The sequence below is a fragment of the Anaerolineae bacterium genome (genome assembly GCA_013178165.1).
Classification (GTDB): domain Bacteria; phylum Chloroflexota; class Anaerolineae; order Aggregatilineales; family Ch27; genus Ch27.
In genome coordinates this window covers 86,691-111,770 of the sequence record JABLXG010000001.1, presented here as the reverse complement: position 1 = coordinate 111,770, position 25,080 = coordinate 86,691, and the positions used below count along the sequence as shown (strand labels likewise).

Annotated in this window: 18 protein-coding genes; 10 read left to right on the top strand and 8 right to left on the bottom strand. The window is 61.1% G+C overall.

Going from position 1 to position 25,080, the window contains the following annotated elements; all coding sequences use genetic code 11:
• Window positions 1-7: 7 nt before the first annotated feature.
• The gene (locus tag HPY64_00425; protein ID NPV65589.1) at window positions 8-2,635 is read right to left on the bottom strand and encodes a sodium-translocating pyrophosphatase; all 2,628 of its coding nucleotides are present in this window, start codon (window positions 2,633-2,635) and stop codon (window positions 8-10) included.
• Between the two features lie 393 nt (window positions 2,636-3,028).
• Between HPY64_00425 and HPY64_00420 the strand changes: the two genes are divergently transcribed.
• Window positions 3,029-3,784 (top strand): glycosyltransferase family 2 protein, encoded by a 756-nt coding sequence (locus HPY64_00420; GenBank protein NPV65588.1) that lies wholly within the window; start codon window positions 3,029-3,031, stop codon window positions 3,782-3,784.
• Window positions 3,784-5,301: a hypothetical protein gene (locus HPY64_00415; GenBank protein NPV65587.1), complete on the top strand. Its 1,518-nt coding sequence runs from the start codon at window positions 3,784-3,786 to the stop codon at window positions 5,299-5,301. Before HPY64_00420 ends, HPY64_00415 begins: the two co-directional genes overlap by 1 nt.
• Here HPY64_00415 and HPY64_00410 read toward each other — a convergent pair.
• Window positions 5,267-6,640 carry a dipeptidase gene (locus tag HPY64_00410; GenBank protein ID NPV65586.1) on the bottom strand — a complete coding sequence of 458 codons (1,374 nt, stop codon included), beginning with the start codon at window positions 6,638-6,640 and terminating at the stop codon, window positions 5,267-5,269. The genes HPY64_00415 and HPY64_00410 overlap by 35 nt on opposite strands.
• Before the next feature lie 164 nt (window positions 6,641-6,804).
• Between HPY64_00410 and HPY64_00405 the strand changes: the two genes are divergently transcribed.
• The 8 genes from HPY64_00405 (at window position 6,805) to HPY64_00370 (ending at window position 15,952) form a co-directional block, all read left to right on the top strand.
• Window positions 6,805-7,296, top strand: a complete 492-nt coding sequence (locus tag HPY64_00405; GenBank protein ID NPV65585.1) for a CBS domain-containing protein — start codon at window positions 6,805-6,807, stop codon at window positions 7,294-7,296.
• A 237-nt stretch (window positions 7,297-7,533) separates the two neighbouring features.
• A complete protein-coding gene (locus tag HPY64_00400) occupies window positions 7,534-8,541 on the top strand; it encodes an iron ABC transporter substrate-binding protein (GenBank protein ID NPV65584.1) in 1,008 nt (335 codons plus the stop codon).
• A 76-nt stretch (window positions 8,542-8,617) separates the two neighbouring features.
• The gene (locus HPY64_00395; protein NPV65583.1) at window positions 8,618-10,273 is read left to right on the top strand and encodes an iron ABC transporter permease; all 1,656 of its coding nucleotides are present in this window, start codon (window positions 8,618-8,620) and stop codon (window positions 10,271-10,273) included.
• 57 nt (window positions 10,274-10,330) lie between these two features.
• Complete coding sequence (locus tag HPY64_00390) at window positions 10,331-11,143, top strand: YwiC-like family protein (protein NPV65582.1); 813 nt, start codon at window positions 10,331-10,333, stop codon at window positions 11,141-11,143.
• A gap of 22 nt (window positions 11,144-11,165) precedes the next feature.
• Window positions 11,166-12,206 (top strand): ABC transporter ATP-binding protein, encoded by a 1,041-nt coding sequence (locus HPY64_00385; protein ID NPV65581.1) that lies wholly within the window; start codon window positions 11,166-11,168, stop codon window positions 12,204-12,206.
• A 92-nt stretch (window positions 12,207-12,298) separates the two neighbouring features.
• Complete coding sequence (locus HPY64_00380; GenBank protein NPV65580.1) at window positions 12,299-13,228, top strand: MoxR family ATPase; 930 nt, start codon at window positions 12,299-12,301, stop codon at window positions 13,226-13,228.
• Complete coding sequence (locus HPY64_00375) at window positions 13,209-14,594, top strand: VWA domain-containing protein (protein NPV65579.1); 1,386 nt, start codon at window positions 13,209-13,211, stop codon at window positions 14,592-14,594. Before HPY64_00380 ends, HPY64_00375 begins: the two co-directional genes overlap by 20 nt.
• 137 nt (window positions 14,595-14,731) lie before the next feature.
• Complete coding sequence (locus tag HPY64_00370) at window positions 14,732-15,952, top strand: PLP-dependent transferase (GenBank protein ID NPV65578.1); 1,221 nt, start codon at window positions 14,732-14,734, stop codon at window positions 15,950-15,952.
• A 25-nt stretch (window positions 15,953-15,977) separates the two neighbouring features.
• Here the strand turns inward: HPY64_00370 and HPY64_00365 are convergent, their stop codons facing one another.
• Genes HPY64_00365 through HPY64_00340 form a run of 6 tightly spaced genes read right to left on the bottom strand, consistent with a single transcriptional unit; the run spans window position 15,978 to window position 25,025 of the window.
• Window positions 15,978-16,418 (bottom strand): hypothetical protein, encoded by a 441-nt coding sequence (locus HPY64_00365; protein NPV65577.1) that lies wholly within the window; start codon window positions 16,416-16,418, stop codon window positions 15,978-15,980.
• A complete protein-coding gene (locus tag HPY64_00360) occupies window positions 16,412-17,011 on the bottom strand; it encodes a GNAT family N-acetyltransferase (GenBank protein NPV65576.1) in 600 nt (199 codons plus the stop codon). The genes HPY64_00365 and HPY64_00360 overlap by 7 nt, the downstream gene beginning before the upstream one ends.
• Entirely contained in the window at window positions 16,995-19,634 is a 2,640-nt protein-coding gene (locus HPY64_00355; protein NPV65575.1) for a CBS domain-containing protein, read from the bottom strand. Before HPY64_00355 ends, HPY64_00360 begins: the two co-directional genes overlap by 17 nt.
• A 29-nt stretch (window positions 19,635-19,663) precedes the next feature.
• Window positions 19,664-21,061, bottom strand: a complete 1,398-nt coding sequence (locus tag HPY64_00350; protein NPV65574.1) for a hypothetical protein — start codon at window positions 21,059-21,061, stop codon at window positions 19,664-19,666.
• Window positions 21,062-21,080: 19 nt separating this feature from the next.
• Complete coding sequence (locus tag HPY64_00345) at window positions 21,081-21,458, bottom strand: hypothetical protein (protein ID NPV65573.1); 378 nt, start codon at window positions 21,456-21,458, stop codon at window positions 21,081-21,083.
• 30 nt (window positions 21,459-21,488) lie between these two features.
• Window positions 21,489-25,025, bottom strand: coding sequence for a GAF domain-containing protein (locus HPY64_00340; GenBank protein NPV65572.1), 3,537 nt, complete (start codon window positions 25,023-25,025; stop codon window positions 21,489-21,491).
• Window positions 25,026-25,080 lie beyond the last annotated feature (55 nt).

Below are 25,080 nucleotides of genomic sequence, written 5' to 3'. Positions count from 1 at the left end.
GCTTGGTTTACTTCGCGGCAATCGTTTCCGGGGATAGCGCCTCAGAACTCACACCACCTTCTTCCCGGTCACTGCGGCGGACCGCCCACAGGATCAGGGTAACGCCCACCACCACAGCAACGCCAACGGTCAGGCCGCTGCCGCCGCCACTGGACTGCACCACCAGCGGAGCCATGATCAGCGCGACCAGGTTCATCACCTTGATCATCGGGTTGAGCGCCGGGCCAGCTGTATCCTTGAGTGGATCACCGACGGTATCGCCAACAACACTGGCCTTGTGGTTATCAGTGCCCTTACCGCCGAAGTTACCGTCTTCGATGTACTTCTTGGCGTTATCCCAGGCTCCACCGGAGTTCGCCATGAACACAGCCTGCAACTGCCCGGAGAGGATCACGCCTGCCAGGAAGCCACCCAGCCCTTGCTCCTTGAGGAGCAAGCCAACGACAATTGGAGCCGCAATTGCAATCACACCCAGCGGAATCAGTTCTTTCTGCGCTGCCCGCGTCGAGATCGTCACCGCCTGGGAGTAGTCCGGCGTGCGCTTGCCGCTCATGATCTCCGGGATGCGCAACTGACGGCGCACTTCGTCCATGATGTAGCCAGCAGCGCGATTCACAGCCTTGATCAGCAGGCTGCCAAACAGCAACGGCATCGCCCCGCCGATCAACAGCCCTACAAACACGGTTGGATCGGCCAGATTGATGACGCGCTCGAACACACGGTCCGGCGGTAGCACGCGCTCGATATCCGTGAAGAATGACCCGAACAGGGAGACCGCCGCGATCACTGCCGAGCCAATGGCCACACCCTTGGTAATGGCCTTGGTGGTATTCCCGGCAGCGTCAAGGTCGGCCATGATCTGCCGTGATTCCGGCGTGAAGTCCTCACCGGAAAGCTCGCCGATACCGTTGGCGTTATCCGAGATTGGCCCGAATGTATCCATACTCACATTGTTGCCGGTATGCGACAGCATCCCCACACCGATCAACGACACCCCGAACAGGATGTACGTGAACAACTGGCCTGAAGACACCGGCATACCAGTGCCCGGATCCACTGGCACGCGCATGCTGATCAGGAAGAGCGCCGCCACCATGATCCACAGCGCGTGGAAGATACCGGAAACCACATCATTGCGCCGGAAGCCACGCACAATCTCTACGACGGAGAGCGCCACACCGATCAGGAACACCGGCAGGTACAGGTTGCTGGGGAAGTTGACGCTATAAACCAGGATGGATGCGCTCAGCGCGGCGACGATCACAATGACCGACCAGACACTGGACATGTACCCCAGGGACATGCCCTCCAGGATCACCAGCGCAGGGCCAAAGGCCGTAGCTTTGGCGATCTTCTGCACGCGCTTGCTCTTGGCGCTGGTTGCCAGCGAGGTCAGCGGGTTAAAGATCACAGCCAGCGCTACCCCTACCGCCACCAGCGAACCGAGCGACAGGTGAGCGAGGGTGTCTCCACTAGGTGCACGCGAGCCAGCATAGAGCACAGACAGCGTGAACGTAGAGAAGATCGTGATCGCGCTGGAGATCTCGTAGCTCTTATACATCGCCTCTTCGGCGTCGTCTACGCGCCACAGCGCTACCGCGTACGTCCCCACGATCGAGCTGATCACGCCAATGCCGCGAACCAGCAGTGGCAGCACGATCCAGAACAACTCGCCGGTCATGGCGGTCAGGGCCAGACCCAGGATCAGGCTGGACACAATGGTCACTTCGTAGGACTCGAAGATGTCCGCGGCCATACCGGCGCAGTCACCGACGTTATCACCGACCAGGTCAGCCACCACGGCAGCATTGCGAGGATCGTCTTCCTCCATGCCCGCTTCGACCTTGCCCACCAGGTCCGCGCCAACATCAGCCGCCTTGGTATAAATACCGCCGCCAACGCGCATGAACAACGCCAGCAGCGTGCCACCAAAGCCAAAGCCAAGCAGAACGTCAGGCGCTGCCTTGCCAAAGATGATGAAGATCAGCGTGCCGCCAAACAGCCCCAGGCCATCGGTCAGCATGCCCGTGATTGTCCCTGAACGATAGGCGATCTTCAACGCTTCTTTGAAGCTGCGGTTAGCAGCCGCGGCCACGCGCACATTGCCCTGAACAGCCATGTTCATGCCGATGAAGCCCACCGCCGCAGAGAAGCTGGCGCCCATCGCAAAGGCCAGGGCACGGCCAATGGCCACTCCCCACACAGCGCTCTGGCAATCCACCGCACCGGCCACCCGCTCCGGATTGAACGTGCTATACCCCGCCTCTGTAGCCACCTGCTTGGCTGTCGCGTGTGGCTCGGCCAGCAACGCCACAACCTCTTCCGCGCTGAGACTGGTGTTTGCGGAGATATCCTGGGCGAAGGCCTCTTCCACAAGGGCCGGGCAGAACAGTTCATTAGCTTCACCGGTTGGCTTGACCAACGCCACGCTAAAGAACATTGCCACTGCAAGGATGACAATCAGCGGGACAATGGTGCGAATCTGGGTCCGCAGATAGGCGTTAGCGCCATCGCGGATGTACCCCCAGATGCGCTGCATCGCCTGGCTGCCTTTGTCGGCAGCGAAAGTTTGCCGCGCCAGCCAGTAGGCGTAGGCCAGGGCGATGAATGCTGTCGCAAGCACGATCAAGATCATGACTTGCTCGAAAGGTTCGATGCCTTTCATCGCGGACATGGTGAGACTACTCTCCTTTGTCTGGGCCAGAACCAGCTCAGACACAATACACGCCTTCGCCTCCCGACACCACGTCGAGGATATCCCCGAAGGCACTGCGCACTAAGGTATGGAAGTAAAGTCTGGGCCTGTTGATGGCAGATAGGGCATCAAGGCAGAGACGGGTATAATTATACAGGAGACTGATAAACGCCCCCAAACTGTCTGATTTTGCTTTTGGAGGCATCATACAGTCTCTTCCCTCACCTTCCTTTCCAGGCTTGTTCACGATGTGCTGCCTGCATGCCTCTGACTGTTTGTGCCAGGTACATACAGCCCCAGCGGCGCTAGACAGCCGGGGCGCCGTTGGCTATAATGCCCCCATCGGCAGCATCGACGGCCCTGAACCGTCCGCGTCACAGGGAGACAGGTGTGGAAACCCAGCCGTTGACCTTAAGTGTGATCATCCCCTGCTATAACGAAAAGCCGACCATTGCCGAGATCATCCGGCGCGTCAAGGCTGTCAACCGGGCGACTGAAATCATCGTGGTCGACGACGGCTCCCGGGATGGCACACGTGACATCCTCAAGACGTTTGAAAACGACCCTATTGTACGGGTGATCCTGCACTCTCACAACCAGGGCAAAGGCGCAGCCGTGCGGACAGGCTTTGCCGCGGCAACGGGCGACATTGTACTCATCCAGGATGCCGACCTGGAATATGATCCCCGCGACTACCCATCGCTGCTCAGACCCATCGAAGAAGGTATCGCCAAAGTTGTCTACGGTTCGCGTTTCCGCGGCGGGCCGACCAAAGCCATGTTCTTCTGGAATATGGTCGCCAACCGTATGCTCACGCTGCTGACCAACATCCTTTACAATACCATCCTGACGGATATGGAGACCTGTTACAAGGTCTTCCGGCGGGAGATCGTCCAGCAGATCCCGCTGCATGCGCGCGGCTTCGAATTTGAGCCAGAAATCACGGCCAAGGTCCTCAAACGCGGCCACCGCATCTACGAAGTGCCCATTAGCTACAATGGCCGCGAATGGGAAGAGGGCAAGAAGATCAGGTGGCACGATGCGCCGCGGGCGGCGTGGACGTTGCTGCGCTATCGCTTTGTAGACTGATGAGCCGGCCCGCACGGCCCTGCCATAACCCCTTGTTCCACTTTGCCCTTCCCGTCGCCCTGCTCCTCCTGGGCGCGGTGCTCCGGGCGCCCCTGCCCTGGACTACAGCGCCATTCGATGTCGACGAGGCGCTGTATGCCACCTTCGCCCGCCAGATCAGCCACGAGAACAACCCCTACCTGCTGGGCTTGCCTGTGGACAAACCGCCGCTGGCCTTCTTTGTCACGGCGTTGAGCTTCAAGCTCTTCACCGATCCAAGCGAATGGGCAGCCCGTTTGCCCACTTTCTACGCCAGCGTGCTCAGTCTGGCCGCCCTCTGGGCGTTGGCGTGGGGACTCTACCGGAGCCGCTGGATTGCGGCGCTGGCTGTAACAGTAATGGCGCTCGCTCCACTCGACGTGGCGCTTGCCGGGAGCGTGTTCGTCGATCCACTGCTGGCGCTTTTTGTTCTGCTGGCCTGCGCGGCGTCAGGCCGCAGGCAGTGGGGACCCACAATGCTTTTTACGGCGCTGGCCTTCACGGTCAAGCAGTCGGCTCTGCAGGCCCTCCCCCTGATCGTTACCCTGGGGCTGGTTGCCCGACGGCATCGTCAACCGGCATCCACACGCCTGCTGGCAATCATTGCAGCGGCTATCGCCATCCTGCCCTTCGCCTGGGACGCCGCGCGCCAAGCCACAACTGGTTGGTGGGCGCTTGGCCTGGCCAACAACGCTCCACAAGGTCTGGTCAACATGGAGGAAGTCATCCCTCGCCTGTTGACCTGGCTGGACCACCTGAGCCAGGCGCTCGGCGGGCCGATCATCCTGACCGTCACAATCACGGGAACGGCCATGCTGCTGCGCCGGAAGCCACGCGATCACCATGCCGCTGTCGATCTTGTCCTGATTCTGTACAGTCTCGGCTGGTTGCTGGTCTACTGGCTGCTGGCGTTCAACATGTATGACCGCTACGTGCATCCTGTGCTTCCTCTGGCGGCCATCCTGTTTGCCCGCAGCGCTGATGTCTACGGCAGTCGCCTGCAGCATTCCCGCCTGCGTCCTGCTACCGCGATCGTGCTGCTGATCATCCTCGCCAGTTTGATTGCCACGCCGCGTACCAGCCCCGTCCTTGAAGCCACCCGCAGCCAGCACATCGGCATTGTCCGGACGGCGACCTTCCTGAACACGCTCCCGCCCGGCACAATCGTCTATGACCGCTGGATTGGCTGGTTGCTCTGGTGGTACACCGGCCAGCGCCGCCCACCTGACATGTGGCTGCGCCTGACGTATTACCCTACCCCTGTGGCGCTGGTAACAGATGCGCTTCGTCAGCCTGATCCTCAGCCGCGATACTTCGTCGCGCCTTCCTGGGCGCCTGTCACACCATGGCTACGCGCGCTGAGTAACGCCGGCTTTTCCCCTCAAGTGGCCATACAGCAGGATAACTTCACCGTCTACCGCCTGATCCCGCCGCCAGCATGGGGCACAGCCGTTCCCTCCGATATCAGTCGCGGACCGGCAATGCTGCTGCGCGAGTGATAAAGCTGATCGATGTGGCGATACCGCGCCAGAAGCATTCCAGCGTCAGTTTCTCATTCGGCGCGTGCAAAGCGTCATCAGGCAGGCCAAATCCCATCAGCACCACCGGCGCTCTGAGGCTGGACTGGAATTCAGCCACGATCGGGATGGAACCGCCTTCCCGTGTAAAGATGGGCCGCGCGCCCCAGCCCTCCTCGTATGCAGCTACCGCCGCCTGTACGGCTGGTGAATGCCGATCAGTGATGGCAGGCAATCCATAGTGCAATAGCCGCACCTCTGTGCTGACCGTCGGCGGTGTGATCCGGGCGATGTAATCCCGTACCAGGTGGTAGATCTCTTGCGGATCCTGATCAGCAACCAGCCGGCAACTGATCTTGGCTAGTGCTTTCGCTGGCAGGACGGTCTTGGCTCCCTCGCCGGTCCAGCCGCTCACCAGACCATTGACCTCCAGCGTTGGCCGCGCTCCGATACGCTCGTGGAGGCGGTATTCGGCTTCACCCCAGGCGGCCTGTACACCGGTCTCGGCCTTCAACGCCGCTTCGGTATACGGCGCCTGGTTGAGCGCTGCCCGTTCCTCCTCATCGAGCGGACGCACGCGATCATAGAAGCCGGGCACCGTCACTGTGCCGTTGTCGTTGTGCAGCCGGGCAATCAACTCACACAATGCCTGAGCCGGATTGTGCACTGCGCCGCCATAGGTCCCGGAATGGAGGTCACGCTTTGGCCCCCTCACCTCCAGCTCCATATAGGCCATGCCGCGCAGAGCATACACAATCGACGGCTGCTCCAGCGAACGAGAGTGTGTATCAGAGACCAACACCACATCAGCCACCAGCAAGTCCTGATGCGCACGGATAAACGGCGCTAAGTTAGGTGAGCCGGTTTCCTCTTCGCCTTCAATAATGAATTTGACATTGACGGGCAGGCGTCCCTCAGTCCGCAACAGGGCTTCCACCGCTTTGATGTGAGCGAAGAGCTGGCCCTTGTCATCCGAGGCGCCGCGAGCATACAGGCGGCCATCCCGCAGCGTTGGCTCAAAGGGCGGGGTGTGCCACTCCTGAATGGGATCGGGCGGCTGAACGTCATAATGGCCGTAGATCAGCACTGTTGGCGAAGCCCCGGCACCCAGCCACTGGGCATAGACAATCGGGTGCCCGGCAGTCTCATAAAGCCGGGACTCAAGACCAATGCCCCTCAAATGAGCAACAAGCCAGTCTGCCGCGGTACGGACATCGGCCTGGTGGGCTGGCAGGGTGCTGATGCTGGGGATGCGCAGCAGCGCAATCAGTTCTTCCAGGGAGCGCTGCTGATACGTTCTGGCATAAAGATGGGCGTCCATGAAACCTCCTTCAGGCAGTCGCAGCGGCAATGGGGCTGATTATAACACCCGACAGCTTGCAGCCATCCGATTCCGATCCATAATGACAATAGAGATTAAGAAACCATTGTCGCTGCGCCGACCGGTGGCGCGTGTTGCCGTAGCCTATCCTGGTGCGAGAGCTGATGCCTGACCACGACAGAAGGGCAAGGGACACGATGAAAAACCTGCTCGTCAAGGACTGGATGACTACTGACGTGATCTGTGTTCCGCCGGACATGGTCCTGCCCGACGCCGCCGCCCTGATGCGCAAGAAGCGCATTCGCCGCCTGCCCGTCGTGGACGAACACGGCGTGTTGATCGGCATCATTTCCCAGTCCGACATTCTGGCCGCCAAACCTTCCCAGGCAACTTCGCTGGATATCTGGGAAATCAACTATTTGCTTTCCCGGCTCAAAATCCGGAAGGTGATGACAAGAGACCCCCTGACCGTGTTTCCCGAAAGCACCATCAAGGAGGCCGCACAGATCATGCATGACCACAAGATCGGCGGCCTGCCTGTAGTCGACGAGCAACGCCACGTAGTCGGGATCATCACCGAAAGCGATATCTTCCGAATCCTGATCGCCTGGTTCAACGAGAAAATCGGCGAAACAGAACAACAGGCTTCTACCTGACTATCCATCACAGACCTGCACCGTCAGTCGACTTCCTGCCGCCCTGCTGCTGTCCATCTCTCCCTAACCCGATAATCACCGCGGCCCATGACAAATGTCATTTGTGCCCTGGCTCACTATTGCTATTGAGAACCATTCTCAATAGAATGGAGACGATGGTTATTGCGATCCATTCTCACTTGCCGGAACTGGTAACACACTGCACACCTCAAGGAGATCGCCATGTTCTTGCGCCTGATGTCCCGTAAGTCCGCGCTGATCCTCTCCCTGGCGCTGCTGGCAACCGCCACCCTGCCCTCGCTGGCCCAGGATAGTAGTGAACACCTGGTCGTCTACTCCGGTCGTAGCGAGGGACTCATTGCCCCGCTTCTGGAGCAGTTTGTCACAGAAACCGGCATTACCGTCGATGTCCGTTATGGTTCAACAGCAGAGATGGCAGCGACCATCCTCGAGGAGGGTGAAAACAGCCCGGCTGATCTCTTCATCGCCCAGGACGCCGGTGCGCTGGGAGCCCTGGCGGCTGCCGGACGCTTGTTGCCGCTGCCATCCGATATTCTGGAACGAGTTCCGGCGGCCTATCGCTCACCGCAGAACCTGTGGATCGGGCTGTCAGGTCGAGCGCGTGTGCTGGCCTATAACACCACGCTGGTCAACGAGGCAACCCTGCCAGCCTCGATCCTTGACCTTGCCAGCGAGGCATGGGCCGGGCGGGTCGGCTGGGCGCCAACCAATGGTTCCTTCCAGGCTCACATCACTGCCCTGCGCGTCCTGCTGGGCGATGACGCCACGCGCAACTGGCTGGCCGCCATGCAGGCTAACAGAACTGTTGCCTACGACAATAACCGCGCCGTCCTTCAGGCAGTGATTGACGGGGAAATTGCCGCCGGTCTGATCAACCATTACTACCTGTACCCCTTCCTGGATGTCAATCCAGCTCTGCCAGTCAGGCTGTACTATTTCCCCGAGGGAGATGCTGGTTCGCTGATTAACGTGGCCGGCGTCGGTATTGTCAACACCACTCATCAGCCCGGTCTCAGCCAGCGTCTGATCCTGTACCTGCTTGGCCGTAGCGCACAACAATACTTCGCCACTGCCACGTATGAATACCCGCTGGTCGATGGCGTCGATCCGGATCCGCGCCTGACACCGCTGAACCTGATTGCAGCGCCAGTAATCGACCTGAGCGATCTGGCCGATCTGCAAACAACGCTGGACATGCTGGCGGAGACCGGCGTTCTTCCGTAACCGGATGGCTGCCCGGAGTGTGATTAACCTGTTCGCTTTCCCCGGCAACTGAGCACAGTACATCAGGACCCCTGATATGCATTACACTGATGCCATCCGCCAGCAGACTCGCCGCCTGCGCGAGCACAGCCCCGCTCAACGCCGCCTGCGGGCGGCTGACCTGCGCTCTCCCCTGCATATCTTTGCAGCGGTCATAGTCAGTCTATCGCTGCTCCCGCTAGGCTACCTGTTCCTGCGGGCTACCCAGGCAGGGACCGACAGTATTGCCTTTCTGTTGTCCGGGCGTATGTTGGGCGTGCTTGCCAACAGTCTCAAACTGGCCGCAGCCGTCGCGCTGAGCGCCACTGTGCTTGGCCTACTGGTCGCCTGGTTGACCACTCGCACCGATATCCCGCTGCGAAGACTGTGGCTGGTCAGCGGTCCGCTGCCCCTGGCGATTCCATCCTTCATTGGCGCCATCGCGTATATCGCTCTCCTTGGTCCGCGTGGAGTCATCCAGCAAGCGCTCAGCCCGCTGGGCATCCAGGAACTACCGTCTATTTACGGCTTCCCCGGAGTCTGGCTGGTGATTACCCTCTTCACCTACCCCTATGTCCTCCTGCCGGTACGCGCCGCCCTGCTGCGCCTGGACCCTGCGCAGGAGGAAACAGCGCGCAGTCTTGGTCACAGCCGCTGGTCGGTCTTCTGGCGTGTCACCCTGCCTCAGCTCCGTCCGGCTATTGGCACTGGGATGCTCTTCACTGCCCTGTATACCCTGAGCGATTTCGGGGCTGTGGCCCTGCTCCGCTACAACACTTTCACCAGGGCGATTTTCCAGCAGTATACCAGTTCATTTGACCGCACCCGCGCTGCAGTGCTGGCGCTGGTTTTGGTTGCGCTGGCGCTAACGCTGATCACCCTTGAGCGCCGCCTGGCATCCTCCCTGCGCAACTACCGCGCCGGAGGCTCCAGCACACTGCGCCAGCCGCCCCTGGTTCGCCTTGGTTGGTGGCGGTTTCCCGCTCTGGTATTCCTGGCTGCCCTGATCGGATTGGGCCTAATCGCCCCGCTGGCCGTCCTGGCCAGCTGGGCGGCTCAGGCTATTCACAGCGGCGCCAACCCGCTTTATAGCGCACTGGCGCGGCCAGCCGCGAATACAGCGGTCATCAGCGCCGTAACTGCCGTGCTGGTGAGCCTGACTGGCCTTCCGCTGGCGCTGCTGGCCCGGCAACAATGGTCACCGCTGGGAAGCTGGCTGGTGCGGTTGGCTTACCTGGGTAACAGCCTGCCGGGGCTGGTGATCGCTCTGGCGCTGGTGTTCTTCGCCGCCAGCTATCTGCCCGGCCTGTATCAGACCTTCCCGATCCTCATCCTGGGCTACGCGATTCGCTTCCTCCCGCTCAGCATCGGTGCAACCCAGAGCGCCCTGGCCCAGGTCAACCCTTGCTATGAAGAAGCCGGACGCAGCCTAGGTTTGCCCGGCTGGCAGGTCAACGTGCGCGTCACCCTGCCGCTGGTGCGACCGGGCATACTGGGCGGAGCGGCGCTGGTGTTTTTGAACGTGGCGAAAGAACTGCCTGCCACGCTGTTGCTGGCTCCTACCGGCTTCAAGACTCTGACCACCCAGATCTGGTCGGCACAAAATGAGGCCCAGATGAGTCAGGTCGGAGTACCGGCCCTGCTGCTGATCGCCACATCGGCGCTCGCGCTCAGCCTGATTCTGGCCCGTGACAGAGGCTCTGAAGCTGGATAGACTGATGAGGCATTGGCAGCACAGCAACTGACACGGATATCAGCAAGGTGTGCAAGCATGTCATCGACCCAGACCCTACCAGCCAATCCTGTACGCCTGAAATCCGTAGCCATCCCCAGTGAGCACGGCGGCTGGGGCTTCCTGCTGGAACCACTGATCCTTGGGCTGCTGCTCGCACCTACCGCCGCGGGCCTGGGCATCACGTTGGGCACAGCCGGGGCGTTCCTGGCCCGCCATCCGCTCAAGCTAGCAGTCGCAGACTGGCGACGCGGGCGGCGTTTCGCGCGGACGCGCTTGGCCGAACAGGTTGCCGCTGCCTACGTCCTGATCGCCCTGCTTGGCCTGGTGCTGGCGATCGCCCTCGCCGGGCCAGGCATCCTGGCTCCCCTGCTGATCGCCATACCGCTGGGGCTGCTACAGCTTGCCTTTGACTTCCGCGGGCAGAGCCGCCACCTGCTGCCAGAACTGGCCGGGCCGGTCGCGCTGGCTACCAGTGCGACCATGATCGCGCTGGCCGGCGGCTGGCAGCTGCAACCGGCGCTGCTGCTGACCCTCCTGCTTACAGCCCGCGCCATCCCTTCGATTCTGTATGTACGTGCCCGCCTGCGCCTGTCCAAAGGCCAACCGGCGTGGCCAGCCGCAGCAATCCTCTGCCATCTGGCCGGTGTTGCGCTGGTCGCTGCGCTGGCCGCCGCCGGCCTGACGCCATGGCTGGCCTTCATCGCCCTCAGTATCCTGACACTGCGGGCTGCTTGGGTGTTGCAGCAACGCCACCGGGACGTTCCTGCCAGAGTTATCGGATTCCTGGAAATAGGCTTTGGTCTGTTGACTGCATTGTTGATCGCTGCCGGATACGCCTTTCACCTTTAGGAGCTTTGTGCTTCAGCCCTTCATGCCCGTCACCGTCGAATGCCTTCACCTGACCAAACGATTCGGTCCAACGCCTGCGCTCGATGATGTCAGCCTTGCAGTCGAACAGGGACGACTGACCGCCCTCCTGGGGCCAAGCGGCTGCGGCAAAACAACGCTGCTCCGCCTGATCGCTGGATTCGATCAGCCTGACGGTGGCCAGATTCTGCTCAACAGCCGCCCGGTGGCTGGAGCAGGCGTTGTCGTCCCTCCGGAACAGCGCCGGGTTGGCATGGTCTTCCAGGAATATGCCCTGTTCCAACACCTGAATGTGGGGGAAAATATTGCCTTCGGCCTGCAGGGAAACCGGCGGCAGAAGCATATCCGCGTACAGGAAATGCTCGACCTGGTCGGCCTGCAGGGATATGCAGCGCGGATGCCTCACGAGCTATCCGGCGGGCAACAGCAGCGTGTCGCGCTCGCCCGCGCCCTGGCCCCCCAACCCGATGTTCTGCTGCTGGACGAACCTTTCTCCAACCTGGATACCGCCCTGCGTGCTCAGGTTCGGTCAGAAGTACGGGCCATCCTCAAACGTACGCGGGCGACCTGCCTTTTTGTCACCCACGATCAGGAGGAAGCCCTCAGTCTGGCTGACGAAGTCGCCGTCATGCTGGAGGGGCGCATCCTTCAGGTCGCACCTCCACAGACTCTGTATCATGAGCCAGTCAACCGGGCTGTCGCCGCCTTTGTGGGCGAATCGAACTTCCTGGGCGGGGAGGCGCGCGGGGATGTCGTCGATTGCGTGCTGGGCATCCTCCCCCTGCAGAAGCGGTTGACCGGCCCGGTGGATATCCTGATCCGTCCGGAAGCGCTGCACCTTGGCCCCGCCTCCAACGGGGGCATACACGCCCGCGTCACCTGGCGTGAGTTCTACGGCCATGACCAGCGCCTGGGCGTCGAGCTGGAAAATGGCCAGCCCCTGATCGTGCGCCTGGGGCCGGGCGAGACCTTCGACGTGGGAGAGCGCGTCGCCGTGAATGTCACCCGGCCGGTGATCGCCTACCCCGCTGACTTGCAAGATTAGCATCCCCTGAGAAAACCGGATATTTCGTACCCAATTCTCGAAATGTCGCCATAATACAGGTGAAGTCTGTCCTCTAAGCAGGAGACAATGGCATGTTCGACACCGTGCAGGAAGTCAGGCGGGCGCTGGCAGCACAGCAGTACATCGCCACAGATGAGATCGCTACGGTGATCTTCCTGGCCACCAGGCTGGGCAAGCCTATCCTGGCGGAAGGCCCAGCGGGAGTCGGCAAGACCGAGCTGAGTAAAGCCTGGGCGGCAGTCACCGGCCATCAGTTAGTGCGTCTGCAATGCTACGAAGGCCTGGACGAGAGCAAGGCCCTGTACGAATGGGAATACGCCAAGCAGATGCTCTACACGCAACTCCTGCGCGACAAGCTCTCCGCGCTCCTGGCGGATGCGCAGTCGTTGACCGAGGCCGCGGATCGTCTGGCGGCGGAGGAAGACGTCTTTTTCTCGGAACGCTTCCTGTTGCCCCGCCCTCTATTACAGGCCATCAATAGCGATACACCAACTGTCCTGCTGATTGACGAGATCGACCGCGCCGATGCCGAGTTTGAGGCGTTCCTGCTGGAGGTGCTGAGCGACTTTCAGGTGAGCATTCCCGAACTGGGTACTATTGTCGCCCGCCACCGCCCCACTGTTTTCCTGACCAGCAACAACACCCGCGAGCTGAGCGAAGCCCTCAAGCGACGCTGCCTGTACCTCTACATTGGCTACCCCGATATTCAGGAGGAGCTGGAAATCGTCCGCCTCAAGGTTCCCGACCTGGCACCACAACTGGCTCGGCAGGCGGTTGAAGCGGTGCAGGCCCTGCGCCAGCTTGATCTCAAGAAAAACCCCAGTGTTAGCGAGACGCTGGATTGGGCGCGTGCGCTGGTGGCGCTCAACGCCACCAGCCTTGACCAGAAAACGCTGGAAACCACCCTGACTATCCTCCTCAAGTACGAAACCGATATGGCTCGCGCGCGGCGTGCCTTCAAGCTGGGTGGAGGAAGCGACAATGGAAGAACGCATCGCTAGGTTCATCGCGGCCCTGCGCGGGGCCGGCGTGCGCATTTCCATCGCGGAAAGCCAGGATGCCTGGCAGGCCATCGTTTGCACCGGTGTCATGCAGCAGCGGGTGTTCTATGATGTGCTGCGCGCCACACTGATCAAAGATAGTGCGGCCTTCGCCACATTCGACAGGCTTTTCTCGCTCTACTTTGGCCCGGACGAGCCATTGATTGATCCGCAGGCTGACCTCACAGCTGATGAGCGTCAGTTGTTGCAGCAAGCCCTCAACGAACTGCTGCAACAACTGGCTCAAGACCTGCAACGCCTGCTGGACTGGCTGCTGAATGGCCGCCCGTTGACCCCGCAAGACCTGCAGCGCCTGTCAGAGCAGGCCGGCATTGAGGCGAATGAAAGCAGTTCGCCGTACCAGGTGCGCCGCGCCGCCCGGCGGTTGCAGCAGTTGCTGGGATGGGACCAGCTTCAGGCTTTGCTGGAACGCCTCTGGGAACAACTGGCTGAACAGGGGATGAGTCCGCAGACCATCCAACACCTGCAGGAACAGGTGGCCCGTAACCAGGCCGCGCTCCAGCAACAACTGGAACAATTCGCAGGACAGCAAACCCTTGAGCAACGCGCTAGAATGACCCGGCATCCGCAAGCCGCCGACCTGCTTCAGCGCCCGTTCAGTTCGCTGGACAGCGCCGCCATGCGCCTACTGCGCGACGAGGTGCGACGGCTGGCTAACCGCCTGCGCAGTCGCGCCGCCCTGCGCCAGAAACGCGGGAAACAGGGCCGGCTAGACGCCAAATCAACGTTGCGGGCCAACCTCAGCTATGGCGGTGTGCCTTTTGAGATCAGGCTAAAACAGCGCCGCCGCAAACCCAAGCTGGTAGTCATTCTGGATGTGAGTACGTCGATGCGACCGGTTGCCGAGTTCTTCCTGCGGCTGCTCTACGAGCTTCAGGATCAGGTGCAGAAGATGCGCAGCTTCGCCTTCATCGATCACCTTGAAGACGTTACCCCGCACCTGACGACTCTGCGCGTGGATGAGGCCGTGCAGGCAGTGCTGACTACCTTGCCGCCCGGCTACTACAGCACCGATCTGGGCTACTGCCTGCGCCAGTTCGAGGCCAAACATCTGGCGCTAATCGATAGCCGCACCACCTTCATCATCCTGGGCGACGCCCGCAACAATTTCAACGATCCCGCTCTGGAAACATTCCGCAACATTGGCCGCCGCGCCCGCAAAACCATCTGGATGAATCCGGAATATCCGGCCCAGTGGGGGACCGATGACAGCGACATGCTGTTGTACCTGCCCTACTGCAACGAAGTGCACCAGGTACGCAATCTGGAACAACTCACCATCGCGATCGATCGCATCCTGCTGTAGAGCATTGATCTCATAGCCCTGGCTACCTTCTCAATGCCCCCGGCAATTCGCCCGGTTTTCCTCGTTTTCCTGCCCATTCCTTGTTGTCAGCGGTATGCTTGTACGCAGTGATTCAGCAGGAAAGGCAGCCACAACGTATGACCGACCCCAGAAGTATCAGTGACAGGCCACATTTTGGCACAGTTGCGATTCGCACGGAACGCCAGACCAACCGAACCCACGCCCACATCATGCCCATCTACCAGTCGTCGACCTATCTGTTCGACAGCGTAGCTCATGGCCAGGCCCTGTGGCGCGGGGAAGAAGAAGGCCACATCTATGGGCGTCTGGGCAACCCCAACGCAGAAGCGACCGCCCGAACCATTGCGGCGCTGGAGGGCATTCGACTGCCCCAACCGCCGTATGCCTTGCTCACCGGATCAGGCATGGGAGCCGTCAGCACCGTACTACTCGCGCTCACCAGCGCCGGTGATACAGTGATCAGTCAGGTAGCCCTCTATGGCGCAACGCACACCCTCTTCACCAGGGAAATGGCCCGCCGGGGTGTCCAGCATGTGACATTCAATGGCCCCTGCCTGGACGAATTAGAGGCTGCACTGGAACAGCACCCTCATGCCCGTTTCGTCTACATCGAAACGCCCGTCAATCCCACTATGGCCCTGACAGACATCCGGGGAGTAGTTGCTCGCGCTCACGCAGCAGGAGCGCTGGTGGTGGTTGACAACACCTTTGCTTCACCTTATGTTCAGCGCCCACTGGAAATGGGTGCGGACATCGTTCTGCACAGCACAACCAAGTACCTGACCGGCCATGGCACAGTCATTGGCGGCGCCATCGTCACGCCTCATGAGGCGCTCTACCGCGAAAAACTGCTGCCCATTCTAACAAACTACGGCGCGGTCGCTGGCCCGATGGACGCCTGGCTAACCGGCCTGGGCCTCAAAACGTTTCACCTGCGCATGCCGCGCCACTGCGAGAATGGCCTGGCGGTGGCCCGCTTTCTGGAACAACACCCGGCTGTAGCGCAGGTCAACTATCCTGGCCTGACCTCGTTTCCCCAGTATGACCTGGCCAGAGCGCAGATGGACGCCTATGGCGCCATGCTCTCTTTTGAGTTGCACGGAGGCTACGACGCTGCCGTGCATGTGATGAACAGCGTCAGGCTATGTACCCTGGCCGTCAGTCTGGGCACCGTCGATACGCTGATCGCCCACCCGGCCAGCATGATGAACTTCAAAACCCCGCCGGAGGAACGGCGGCGGATGGGCATCACCGAGGGCCTGATCCGGCTATCCGTCGGCCTGGAAGAGGTTGAAGACATCATCGCCGATCTTGATCAGGCGCTATGCTCAATCTAGATGTACCACCGACCTGGAGACTGGCTCACAGTCTGATCATGGTCAGGCCGCGCATAATCACGCCCACGGCCAGCGCCACCAGCGATGCGCCACCGATCACCTCAATGGTGATCGGCGTGCCTTGGCGGGCCAGCATGCCTGTGGCGCCTAGTGCGATCAACTGTGGCCCGATCAATACACCGGGCGCCCAGGCAGCCACCATACCGACTACCAGCCCCAGCGCCCCCAGCCCCATCACAAGTACCGGCCAGTGTTCCGGCCATGCCGCAGGCAACCAGCCGGATAAGTCCGTGCCCAGCGCGGCCACAGCCGCCGCCAGTGCTAGGATACCCACCAGCCACCGCCAGCGCACGCGGACACGGCGCGCTAATCGGGACCCTTCGTCGCGCCGATCTTCGCCCGGTTGCACCGCTTGACTCGCGCTGGCTTCCTCAGGCCTCACGCCCTGCAACAGCCGTCTCAGCATCCGTCTGCTCCTTCTGAATTGCCCGCCTTCACCCCCGCTGCCCGCACGCGCAACCGCTTCTGTAATAGCCAGGCTGGCTCATGGACATGCTGCACGCGCCCCTCATTGTCCGTATAGTCCCAGTGGCCGGCGTCCTCACCGTAGACCACATAACCCAGGCGCTCGTACAACCGCCGTGCACCGGGGTTATCTTTAGCCGCGGCGATCACCGCCCAGCGCAGACCGCTGGCCAGGATTTGCTCTTCCGCACACTGGATCAGGCGCGTGCCAATCCCCTGACCGCGAAAAGGCTCCAGCACCCGTAGAGCATACAGGTAGCCACGCCCGTAACTGCTTTGTTGCGGCCTGCACAGTGCGTCACCCAGGTGGATGAACACCTGACCGATCGGAAAATCATTCACCACCGCCAGCAACATCAACCGCCGTCGTTGTTGCTGATCTTCATACGTTGTCTGAAAAAGCCGGCGGTAGTGCGTATATTGTCCGAACCATTCCAGCTTCGGCAGGTCAGAAGAAAGCGCCAGTCGCAATACAACGATCTGCTTAAGCTCAAAGGTCGCTAGAATCGCCTCCGGATCACTCCTGAGCGTCATGATCCCCTTCTTTGAATTCAGCCAGAAGCTGCAAAGCTAGCGCCCGTTCATCTTCCGGGGTCTGAACTTCCCCGTCCAGTCGGGCATCACGCAGCCGCCTGAGCAAGCGCCCATACGCCGGGCCGGGCGGAACGCCTAGCGCGCGCAGATCGTGGCCGGTCAGCGCCTGGCGGACAGCCTTCCACTCAGTGACGTAGCGCACAATCTGCGTCCGGGCCGGATAGGTGGGCGCAATAGCCCAGGCAACTACCAGCCCAACATCACTCAAGCCACCAAGCAACCGCACAACGGTGCTGGGTTTCTGCCATTCAGCCAGCGCAGGCAGGCGCAAGCGGTAAGTCCTGATACCATCAGCGACTTCATCCAGAGTCCGGCGTTTGACCTGCAATCTCCGCCCTATCCGCTCAGCATCCTCCACCTTAAGACGACAGCACAGCACCACAAATTGCGCCAGTTCCCAGCCATCGCGGGTATTGGTCATCTCCCTGAACGTCCAGGGTGGCGTCTGGCGGGCCTGGCGCAGGGCCTCAAACGCGGCAAACAGCCAGTCATCAGCTGCCAGATCGGGCTGCAGACGTGCCAGCACCCCCAGGTCCTGCAACCGCCGCAACACCAGTTCAGGCCGCGCCTCAGCAAGGATCAACTCCAGTTCATGGCGTAGCCGCGGACCGCTTACCCGATCCAGCAGCGGCAGCGCCTTTTCGATCAGGCCAAGCGTGCGCTCCTCAATGCGGAAGCCAAAACGCTGTTCAAAACGCGCGGCCCGTAGAATGCGTGTCGGGTCATCAACAAAACTCAGGCTATGCAGTACCCGGATTTGCCCGGCCCGCAGATCGCGCTCGCCGCCCCAGAAGTCCAGCAACTGGCCAAACGGCTCTGGCGCCAGGCGAATCGCCAGCGTATTGATGGTAAAGTCCCGGCGGTGCAGGTCAAGCTTGATCGAACTCTGCTCTACTGTCGGGAGCGCCGTCGGGTTTTCATAGAATTCCGTCCTGGCTGTCACGAAATCAAGTGTATCCGGCCAGTCGCGCCCCCCACCAAAAGAAGCCGCAACCCTCGCATCCAGGAGCCAGGTGGCCGTGCCAAACTGCGCGTGCTTGCGCATCGCCCCGCCGTACCGTTCCACCAGCTGGCGAACCAGCGCGATAGCATCGCCCTCAACAACCAGATCGATGTCCGTATTGGAGCGGGATAGCAGCAGGTCACGTACGAAACCGCCCACGCAGTACAGCCCCAGATTCATCTCCTGGGCCTGCTGGCTGACCACCCGCACCAAACGCAACAAGCCGGGCGATAGCGCGCCTTCCAGGCGTCGCACGATCTCCTTGCGGCGGGAGACGCCGTTGTCCGGTTGCCCCCAGCGTTTGATCAGGTCAGTTCGCGTCACAATGCCGATCAGGTTGCCGTCCGCGTCAACGACCGGTATCTGCCCCCAGCCAGAACGCATCATCTGTTCCTGCAGGTAGCCAATCGAATCGGACGGCTGTACGAAGACTCTCCCGCTTTCCATGATCTGGGAGACAGGCAGGTGCCCCAGCCGGTGAGCCATGGCCTTGTCCACTGCCTGGCGCGTCAGCAAACCTACCAGCGCCCCGTCCTGCACGACCGGATAACCCTCGTGCCCGCTGCGCTGCATCTCCTGGGAGACCTCCCGCACCGACATGTCCGCCGGTACGGTGCGGACTACCCCGGTCGACATCAGGTCGGCGACTTTGACTGCCGGCTCAACCAATTCTTCAAGGAGCATCTCCAGCTTGTGCCGCGTCGCGTCCAGATCGCCGTCCTCGATCAAGGCGGCGGCTGCCCGGCTATGCCCGCCCCCACCGAGTTGTTCCGCGATCCGCCCGACATCAATCTCGTCAACCGTGCTGCGGGCCACCAGCTGCACCCGCGACCCCATCTGCACCAGCATGAACAACGCCGCAGGCTCCAGTAATTCCCGCAGCTTGTGGGCCACTGTGGAAATCTGGTCGATATTGCCCTGCAGCCTGACAGCCGCGATCGCCACCGCATGACCGTGAACATTCACAACGCTTGTATTCTGAAGCAGGCGATCGTACAACTCGCGCTGCTCCTCATTCAGCGGGTGCTGCAGGAAGCGGCGTACCACATCGAGGTCTGCTCCTTTGGCTACCAGCCAGGCCGCCGCAGCGATATCGCGTGCCGTAGTCGTGCCATAGAGCAACGAGCCGGTGTCCTCGTAGATCCCTAGCGTCAGCAATGTCGCCTCAATCGGCGTCAGCGTGATGCCAGCCTCCCGAATCAGCTCTACCAGCAGCGTGGTAGTTGCCCCAACTGGCTCACCGGAATAGGTCTGGTGTGGGCGAAGCGGCTCGCTCAGAGGATGGTGATCGATGATATGCGCCGGGGTGTTGGGCCGCATCCCGCGTACCGTCACTACGTTCTGGGTATCCACAACCGTGACCGAATCAACCGGGCCACGAGGCAGATCGCGTACCGTCGTGTGAGGAAGGGCACTGCCATAGAGATGCAGGAAGTCCCGGACATTGTAGTTCAGGCGGCGCGGCAACACCGGAATCGCTGTCGGCTCCAGCTTGTAAGCCGCTAGCTGGGCAGCTACAGCATCAAAATCGGCGTTCTCATGTGTCAGGATCAGCTTCACTCTGGTGCTCCAGTATCCGTTGTCACGCTCTACCTGTCCGTCTGTGCGGTAACACGCGCCCAACCGCCAGAAGTCACCCCCAGTCCTGTCAAACCAGTACGCACGTACGTGACCACCGGTCGGACATCCAGCTGTACACCCGCCTTTGCCAGATCACCGTCAGCATAACCCGCGACTCGTAGCCACCAGTCACGTTCCCAGTCGCGTCTCCAGACAACAATCAACGCATCCGCTGGTACATTCTGGCCTGCGTTCACGGCCTGAAGATGAACCGGTGCAAAACGGGGTAACACCGCCGCCAGCGCACTATCCTGCCCGGCAACAACGCGAACCGCCAGGTCAAAGCCATCCGGTAAACCGATCTCCGCCAGAGCAACCCGGTATACGTCCGCCGATCCCTCCCCAGCTAAAGCGAGAACAGAGTTCACTCCGGCGGGCAGCAGCGCAGTGTGTCCCGCATCGAGGATCAACCACTGCTCCTGTTCGACCACATGCCAAGGCTCAAGGTAATCCAATCCATTCACAGAAGCCAGTGATTCCCCGGCGATCAGATCGAGCAGGCTATCCCCGGTTGACTCCATTATAACCGCTCCGCTGTCCGGCTCCTGCCGGCCCAGGTGAATTTCCACCATCTCCAGCGCAGCCGCGCCGCCATGATAATCCTCAAAGCGCGTCAGCCTGAGCAGATTGTCTTCCAGTGCACTACCGGCGAGCCGAAAGGGGCCGCTCCCGATTCCGATGCCATGAGTCAGCGCCAGCGCCTGTTCCGCCAGCAAAGCCGGAAAAGCGCGGAACGGCTCGCGCAGCCGGAACGTCAGCGTCATGCCCTCGCCGCTAACCGACTCCACCAGCTGGCGATAAACACGCACAGTAAAGGGTAACATCTCCTCCTGGGCGGCAATCTCCAGGGGGCGCTGGAGCGTCTCTGCTGCCGTCAGGGCATCGAGCGGCGTGCCGTCGTGAAAGGAGACGCCAGCCCGCAGCCCCACCTGCCAGAACAGACCATCGTCGCCAGCAACTGGCAGATCTGCCGCCAGCAGGGGTATCAGGTTGCCCACCGGTTCATAGGCCAGAAGAGTCTCGTAGACCAGCGCCTGCACCTGCTCCGTCCCGGCGTCGCCAGCGTCAAACGGGTCAAAGCCGCGCCAGGACAAGACACCCAGGCGCAGCGTGCGCGCTGATCCGGTTGCCATTCCCGGTGCGGAAGCAGTGACAGGGGGAGCCATGGCCGTCTGGGTGGCATCCACATCGCTGATGATCACTGGCGCGGGCAGTGGCACACAGGCGGCAACCACAGCGGCAACAATCACCCAGATTGCCACCGGCATCCCGAAGAGCCGGTTCATCACATCCTGCACCCGCCCCACCGGATCACCTGACGCCTGCACAAAGACACCCAGCGCGGATGGGATGCTCCCGGCAGACATACACGCGTGAAGGCGTCGCTCAGGGTGCCGCACTCCAGGGTTCCACCAGTAAGGGCACGCGTGTGGCCGCTGCGCCGGAGAAAATGGTCACGATCCCGAAGATGATCACTGCCATGCGGTCGTCGCGCCCACGCAATAAGAAGAACGTACCAGGCAGCACAATAGCAAAGTAGACTCCGTACAGAAAGTAGACCGCCCGGTGAGGGCGGATGCCTGCCAGGTACATCACCGCTGCCAGCAGCAGGATCACCACGGCCAGCAGGGTGTTGAGCGCGACCGCCCCCCAGAACTGACCATCAAGCCCCTGGTCGCGCACCAGCTTGATGATGCACCAGAACCCAAGGGCGAATGAAAAGAGAATATAGGCATTGTTCAGTGCCAGGTGAATGGTAGTCATCAGCCATCCGTTCCAGTGAGACGCAGGCGTCTAGCTCTGCCACGTCTCATCCCAGGCGCTTGCTGTCGGCTCAAAATCCGTTGTGGAGACTGTTGAAGCCTTGGGCACGGTGAAGAAGAAAGTACTGCCCTTCCCCGCTTCGCTTTCCACCCAGACACGCCCACCGTGCTGGGTGATGACTTCCTGTACGATGGCCAGCCCCAGCCCGGCGCCCCCATGCCGGCGCGACACGCCGCCATCAACCTGATAGAAGCGCCGGAAGATCCGTTCGTGATGCTCAGGCGCGATCCCCGGCCCATGATCGCGAACACTAACCTCAACAACCCCTTCGCGTTCGCGGGCCGCCACTTCGATCGGCGCGCCCGTCGGGCTGAATTTCACCGCGTTGCTCAGCAGGTGACCGACCACCTCCGCCAGACGGTTGGGATCGACCATCACCTTGGGGAGCCTATCTGGCAGCTGCATTTTCAGGGGGATCGAACGCTTGGCGGCTTCCGGCTCCCACTGACTGATCACGCGGGGGAGAATCTCATCCAGGCTGGAGGGTTGCATATGCAGTGTCCGGGCTTGCAGCGCCTGCACGGTGATGATGTTCCTGGCCAGTTCGGAAAGATGCCGTGCCCGCTCCACAACGAACGAGAGCTTCTCACGCTGTTCGGCATTCAGCGGCCCAAAGGCCTCGTTATACATCAGTTCCATGTACCCCATCACATGCATCAGCGGAGTTTGAATCTCATGGGAGAGATTCTGCAGCAATTCCTCCTTGAGCTGGTCAGCCTGCTTCAGTTCGGCATAGGCTGCTTCCAGCGCTGCAGCACGGCGCTCCAGACTCTGGTAAAGATAGGCATTCTCCAGGGCATTGCCAACCACATTGGCGATACCCTGGCATAGCGAGACCTGCTCAACATCAAACGTGCGCCGGCTGTCAGAGTCAATTAACTTGACCAACCCCTCCGGCTGCCCCCGGATAATGAACGGGGCCATCAGGCAGACTTCGCCGCCAACCTGCGCCAGCAGGTCCTGCTCGCGCGGATCGGCCTCCAGGTCCTGCCGCACCACCACCCTGGGCTGGGCGATAGAAAGCACTCGTTTCATGGTGGGATGCTGATCCAGATCAAGTTGGGCACCGTCGCGATCGCCCCAGAGTGCGAAGCCGGTCTCCCGCAACCGGCACAGCCGCCGCTCTTGAGGAAACCACTCTTCTATCCGCACCCACATGACACCGGGAACTGCCTGCAGCAAATTGCACAGGTCATCAAGGAACGACTTCTCAGCCCACCGCTGCTGGCTACGCTCAACACGGGCTGTCCAGCCGCTGATGATCCGGCCAACATGTTCGATATCCGCAGGCGCTATGCTGCCCGCGCCCTTGCATACCGATGCCAGGCCAATGACCTTGCGCCCAAACCACAGGGGGATCACCAGCATTGCCTGTTGGCCCAATGCAATAAGCTCGGCCTGATCTTGCGGCGTCGTTGAAGGATCGCCCATCTGCACATACTGCGCCCGACCCTCTGCCAGCGCCCGGTTGCGCAGCGGCGAATCGACGATCTCAACCAGCGGCCCGCTCCCTGATCGCCAGTAGGCATCAACCACTTCAGCCAGCGTGATCAAGGTGTTGGTTCCACGTTCCCAGGAAATGACCTGGCAGCGCTCCACATGCAGGGCATCCAGCAAACGCCGGGCGATCAATTCCAGAACGCTGCCGAAATCAAGCGTTGAGGACACCGCCGCACTGGCGTCCAGCAAGGTTCCTAGATCGTTGAGTCGCCGGCGTGTCTGTTCAAACAGCCGCGAATTCTCGATCGCTACCGCCGCTGTGCCAGCGATGCTCTCCAGCAATTCCATATCCGCACGGTCAAAAGTGCCAGTGCGTTTGTTCACCACTTCCAGCACGCCGATCACCTGGTCGGCTACAATCAATGGCACAGCGATCAGCGAACGTGTCGTCAGGCCAGAATGGGCGTCGACTCCCCGATAGAAGCGATCATCCTCCGCTGTGTCAACCACAAGCTGGCCGGTAGCTTCCCGGACCACCCAGCCGGCAATCCCCTCATTGATCGGCACACACATGCCATGAAGGCGGTCGGCTTCCGGCCCTACCGCCGCCATGAAGACCAACTCAGCAGGGTTATCCTCGTTGCGCAAGAGCACGGAGGCTCCCTCGGCATCAGCTACCGCCATCGCCGCAGTCAGGATTTCGTGAATCACTTCCTGGGGTGTCAGCGATGAGGTGATCGCTTCAGCCGCCCGGTTCAGCGCCTGGAGTTGCTGACTATACCGTTCCAGCGCTTCCTCGCGGCTCTTTTGCACAGTCAGATCGCTGAGAACCAGCACCTGCTGCGGCGCGGCGGGGTCAATCCGCGCGAAAGAAGAACGCGACAACAGCACCGGTATCACATGCTGGCTGCGCGTGTAGAGGCGTTGGTCGAACTTGATCGTGGAACCGCGCTCGTGCAGCAATCCGTAGACCAGGGCCTGGCGATCATCGGGGTGGAAGAGCATATCGACGCGCTGGCCGATCAGCTCCTCACGCCCGTATTCGGTCATCCGCAACAGACGGTTGTTGACATACTCAATATCACCATGCTCGCCGATGACGATCAGGCCATCGCCCATCGTATCCAGCACAGTGGTCAAAAAGGCATGTTCAGCCTTCCGGGTCTCCTCCTGCTCAGCCAGAACACCGGCCAGGCGCGTATAGTCAAGAGCCATGGCTGCCTGCCTGCTGAGCAGGGTGATCGCCGGCCATAGCGACTTGCCATCGCGACCGCGTGGACGAACATAGCCCAGCACCAGAACGCCCAGCACCTGCCGCGTCAGGGCCAGGGGTATCAGACTGATTGACGTCACGTCCAGAGCCGACAGGCCCTGAAAGAGCAACTGTGTATCAGGATGCTGGCGAAACCGTTCCACTGGCAGATTAAGCACGGTCTGCTGTGTGCTGATCGCCGCTGCCAGCGGGCTGCCATCGTCAAGCCCTCCCACCTGCAACGCCGTAGCATCCACGCCCAAGCGCGCGGACAATCGCTGCCCCGCTTCATGCCCCAGTGTCGCTGCGATGGCATGGCTCTCCAGCGTCCTCTGCACAGAATCGTACCGGAACAGCCAGGCCAGGTCGCACGACAGCAATTCCAGCGCCTCATAGACAACTTCATCAACCATGCGCCGGGCGTCTGCAGGCCGCAGACTGTGTTCCTGCGGCGCAAGGCAGGCTGCGATCTGGTCGCTAAGCTGGCGCAGGTTGATCGGTTTGGTGACGTAGTCCACAGCGCCGGCCATCAGACTATCGGCGCGGGCTTCAGCGGGGTTCTTACTGCTCATCAACAGAACGGGGATGTGCCGTGTGAGCGGATTGGCATGCAGTTCCTGGCACGTTTCGATGCCATCGCGGCCCGGCATGGCAGTGTCCATGAGTACCAGATCAGGCTTTTCCTGCCGAATCGCCGATACAGCATCCAGCGAGTTGCTGATCGCTACGGTCTGGTACCCACCCCCCTGCAACCAGACGGACAGCATCTGCACGGTATCTGGCGTATCATCGACAATGAGAATCTTGAAGCCCATACCCTGGTATCCGTCGGTGCAGCAGTGCTGTCACTCTATTGTAGTGGCAAGGCAG

Excerpts from the sequence above, each read along its gene's own strand:
- HPY64_00400 (NPV65584.1), top strand. The coding sequence starts at position 7,534 with ATGTCCCGTAAGTCCGCGCTGATCCTCTCCCTGGCGCTGCTGGCAACC.
- HPY64_00365 (NPV65577.1), bottom strand. The coding sequence starts at position 16,418 with ATGCTGAGACGGCTGTTGCAGGGCGTGAGGCCTGAGGAAGCCAGCGCG.
- HPY64_00405 (NPV65585.1), top strand. The coding sequence starts at position 6,805 with ATGCCTGACCACGACAGAAGGGCAAGGGACACGATGAAAAACCTGCTC.
- HPY64_00410 (NPV65586.1), bottom strand. The coding sequence starts at position 6,640 with ATGGACGCCCATCTTTATGCCAGAACGTATCAGCAGCGCTCCCTGGAA.
- HPY64_00345 (NPV65573.1), bottom strand. The coding sequence starts at position 21,458 with ATGACTACCATTCACCTGGCACTGAACAATGCCTATATTCTCTTTTCA.
- HPY64_00390 (NPV65582.1), top strand. The coding sequence starts at position 10,331 with ATGTCATCGACCCAGACCCTACCAGCCAATCCTGTACGCCTGAAATCC.
- HPY64_00370 (NPV65578.1), top strand. The coding sequence starts at position 14,732 with ATGACCGACCCCAGAAGTATCAGTGACAGGCCACATTTTGGCACAGTT.
- HPY64_00360 (NPV65576.1), bottom strand. The coding sequence starts at position 17,011 with ATGACGCTCAGGAGTGATCCGGAGGCGATTCTAGCGACCTTTGAGCTT.
- HPY64_00375 (NPV65579.1), top strand. The coding sequence starts at position 13,209 with ATGGAAGAACGCATCGCTAGGTTCATCGCGGCCCTGCGCGGGGCCGGC.
- HPY64_00425 (NPV65589.1), bottom strand. The coding sequence starts at position 2,635 with ATGATCTTGATCGTGCTTGCGACAGCATTCATCGCCCTGGCCTACGCC.
- HPY64_00420 (NPV65588.1), top strand. The coding sequence starts at position 3,029 with ATGCCCCCATCGGCAGCATCGACGGCCCTGAACCGTCCGCGTCACAGG.
- HPY64_00385 (NPV65581.1), top strand. The coding sequence starts at position 11,166 with ATGCCCGTCACCGTCGAATGCCTTCACCTGACCAAACGATTCGGTCCA.
- HPY64_00415 (NPV65587.1), top strand. The coding sequence starts at position 3,784 with ATGAGCCGGCCCGCACGGCCCTGCCATAACCCCTTGTTCCACTTTGCC.
- HPY64_00350 (NPV65574.1), bottom strand. The coding sequence starts at position 21,061 with ATGTCTGCCGGGAGCATCCCATCCGCGCTGGGTGTCTTTGTGCAGGCG.
- HPY64_00395 (NPV65583.1), top strand. The coding sequence starts at position 8,618 with ATGCATTACACTGATGCCATCCGCCAGCAGACTCGCCGCCTGCGCGAG.
- HPY64_00380 (NPV65580.1), top strand. The coding sequence starts at position 12,299 with ATGTTCGACACCGTGCAGGAAGTCAGGCGGGCGCTGGCAGCACAGCAG.
- HPY64_00340 (NPV65572.1), bottom strand. The coding sequence starts at position 25,025 with ATGGGCTTCAAGATTCTCATTGTCGATGATACGCCAGATACCGTGCAG.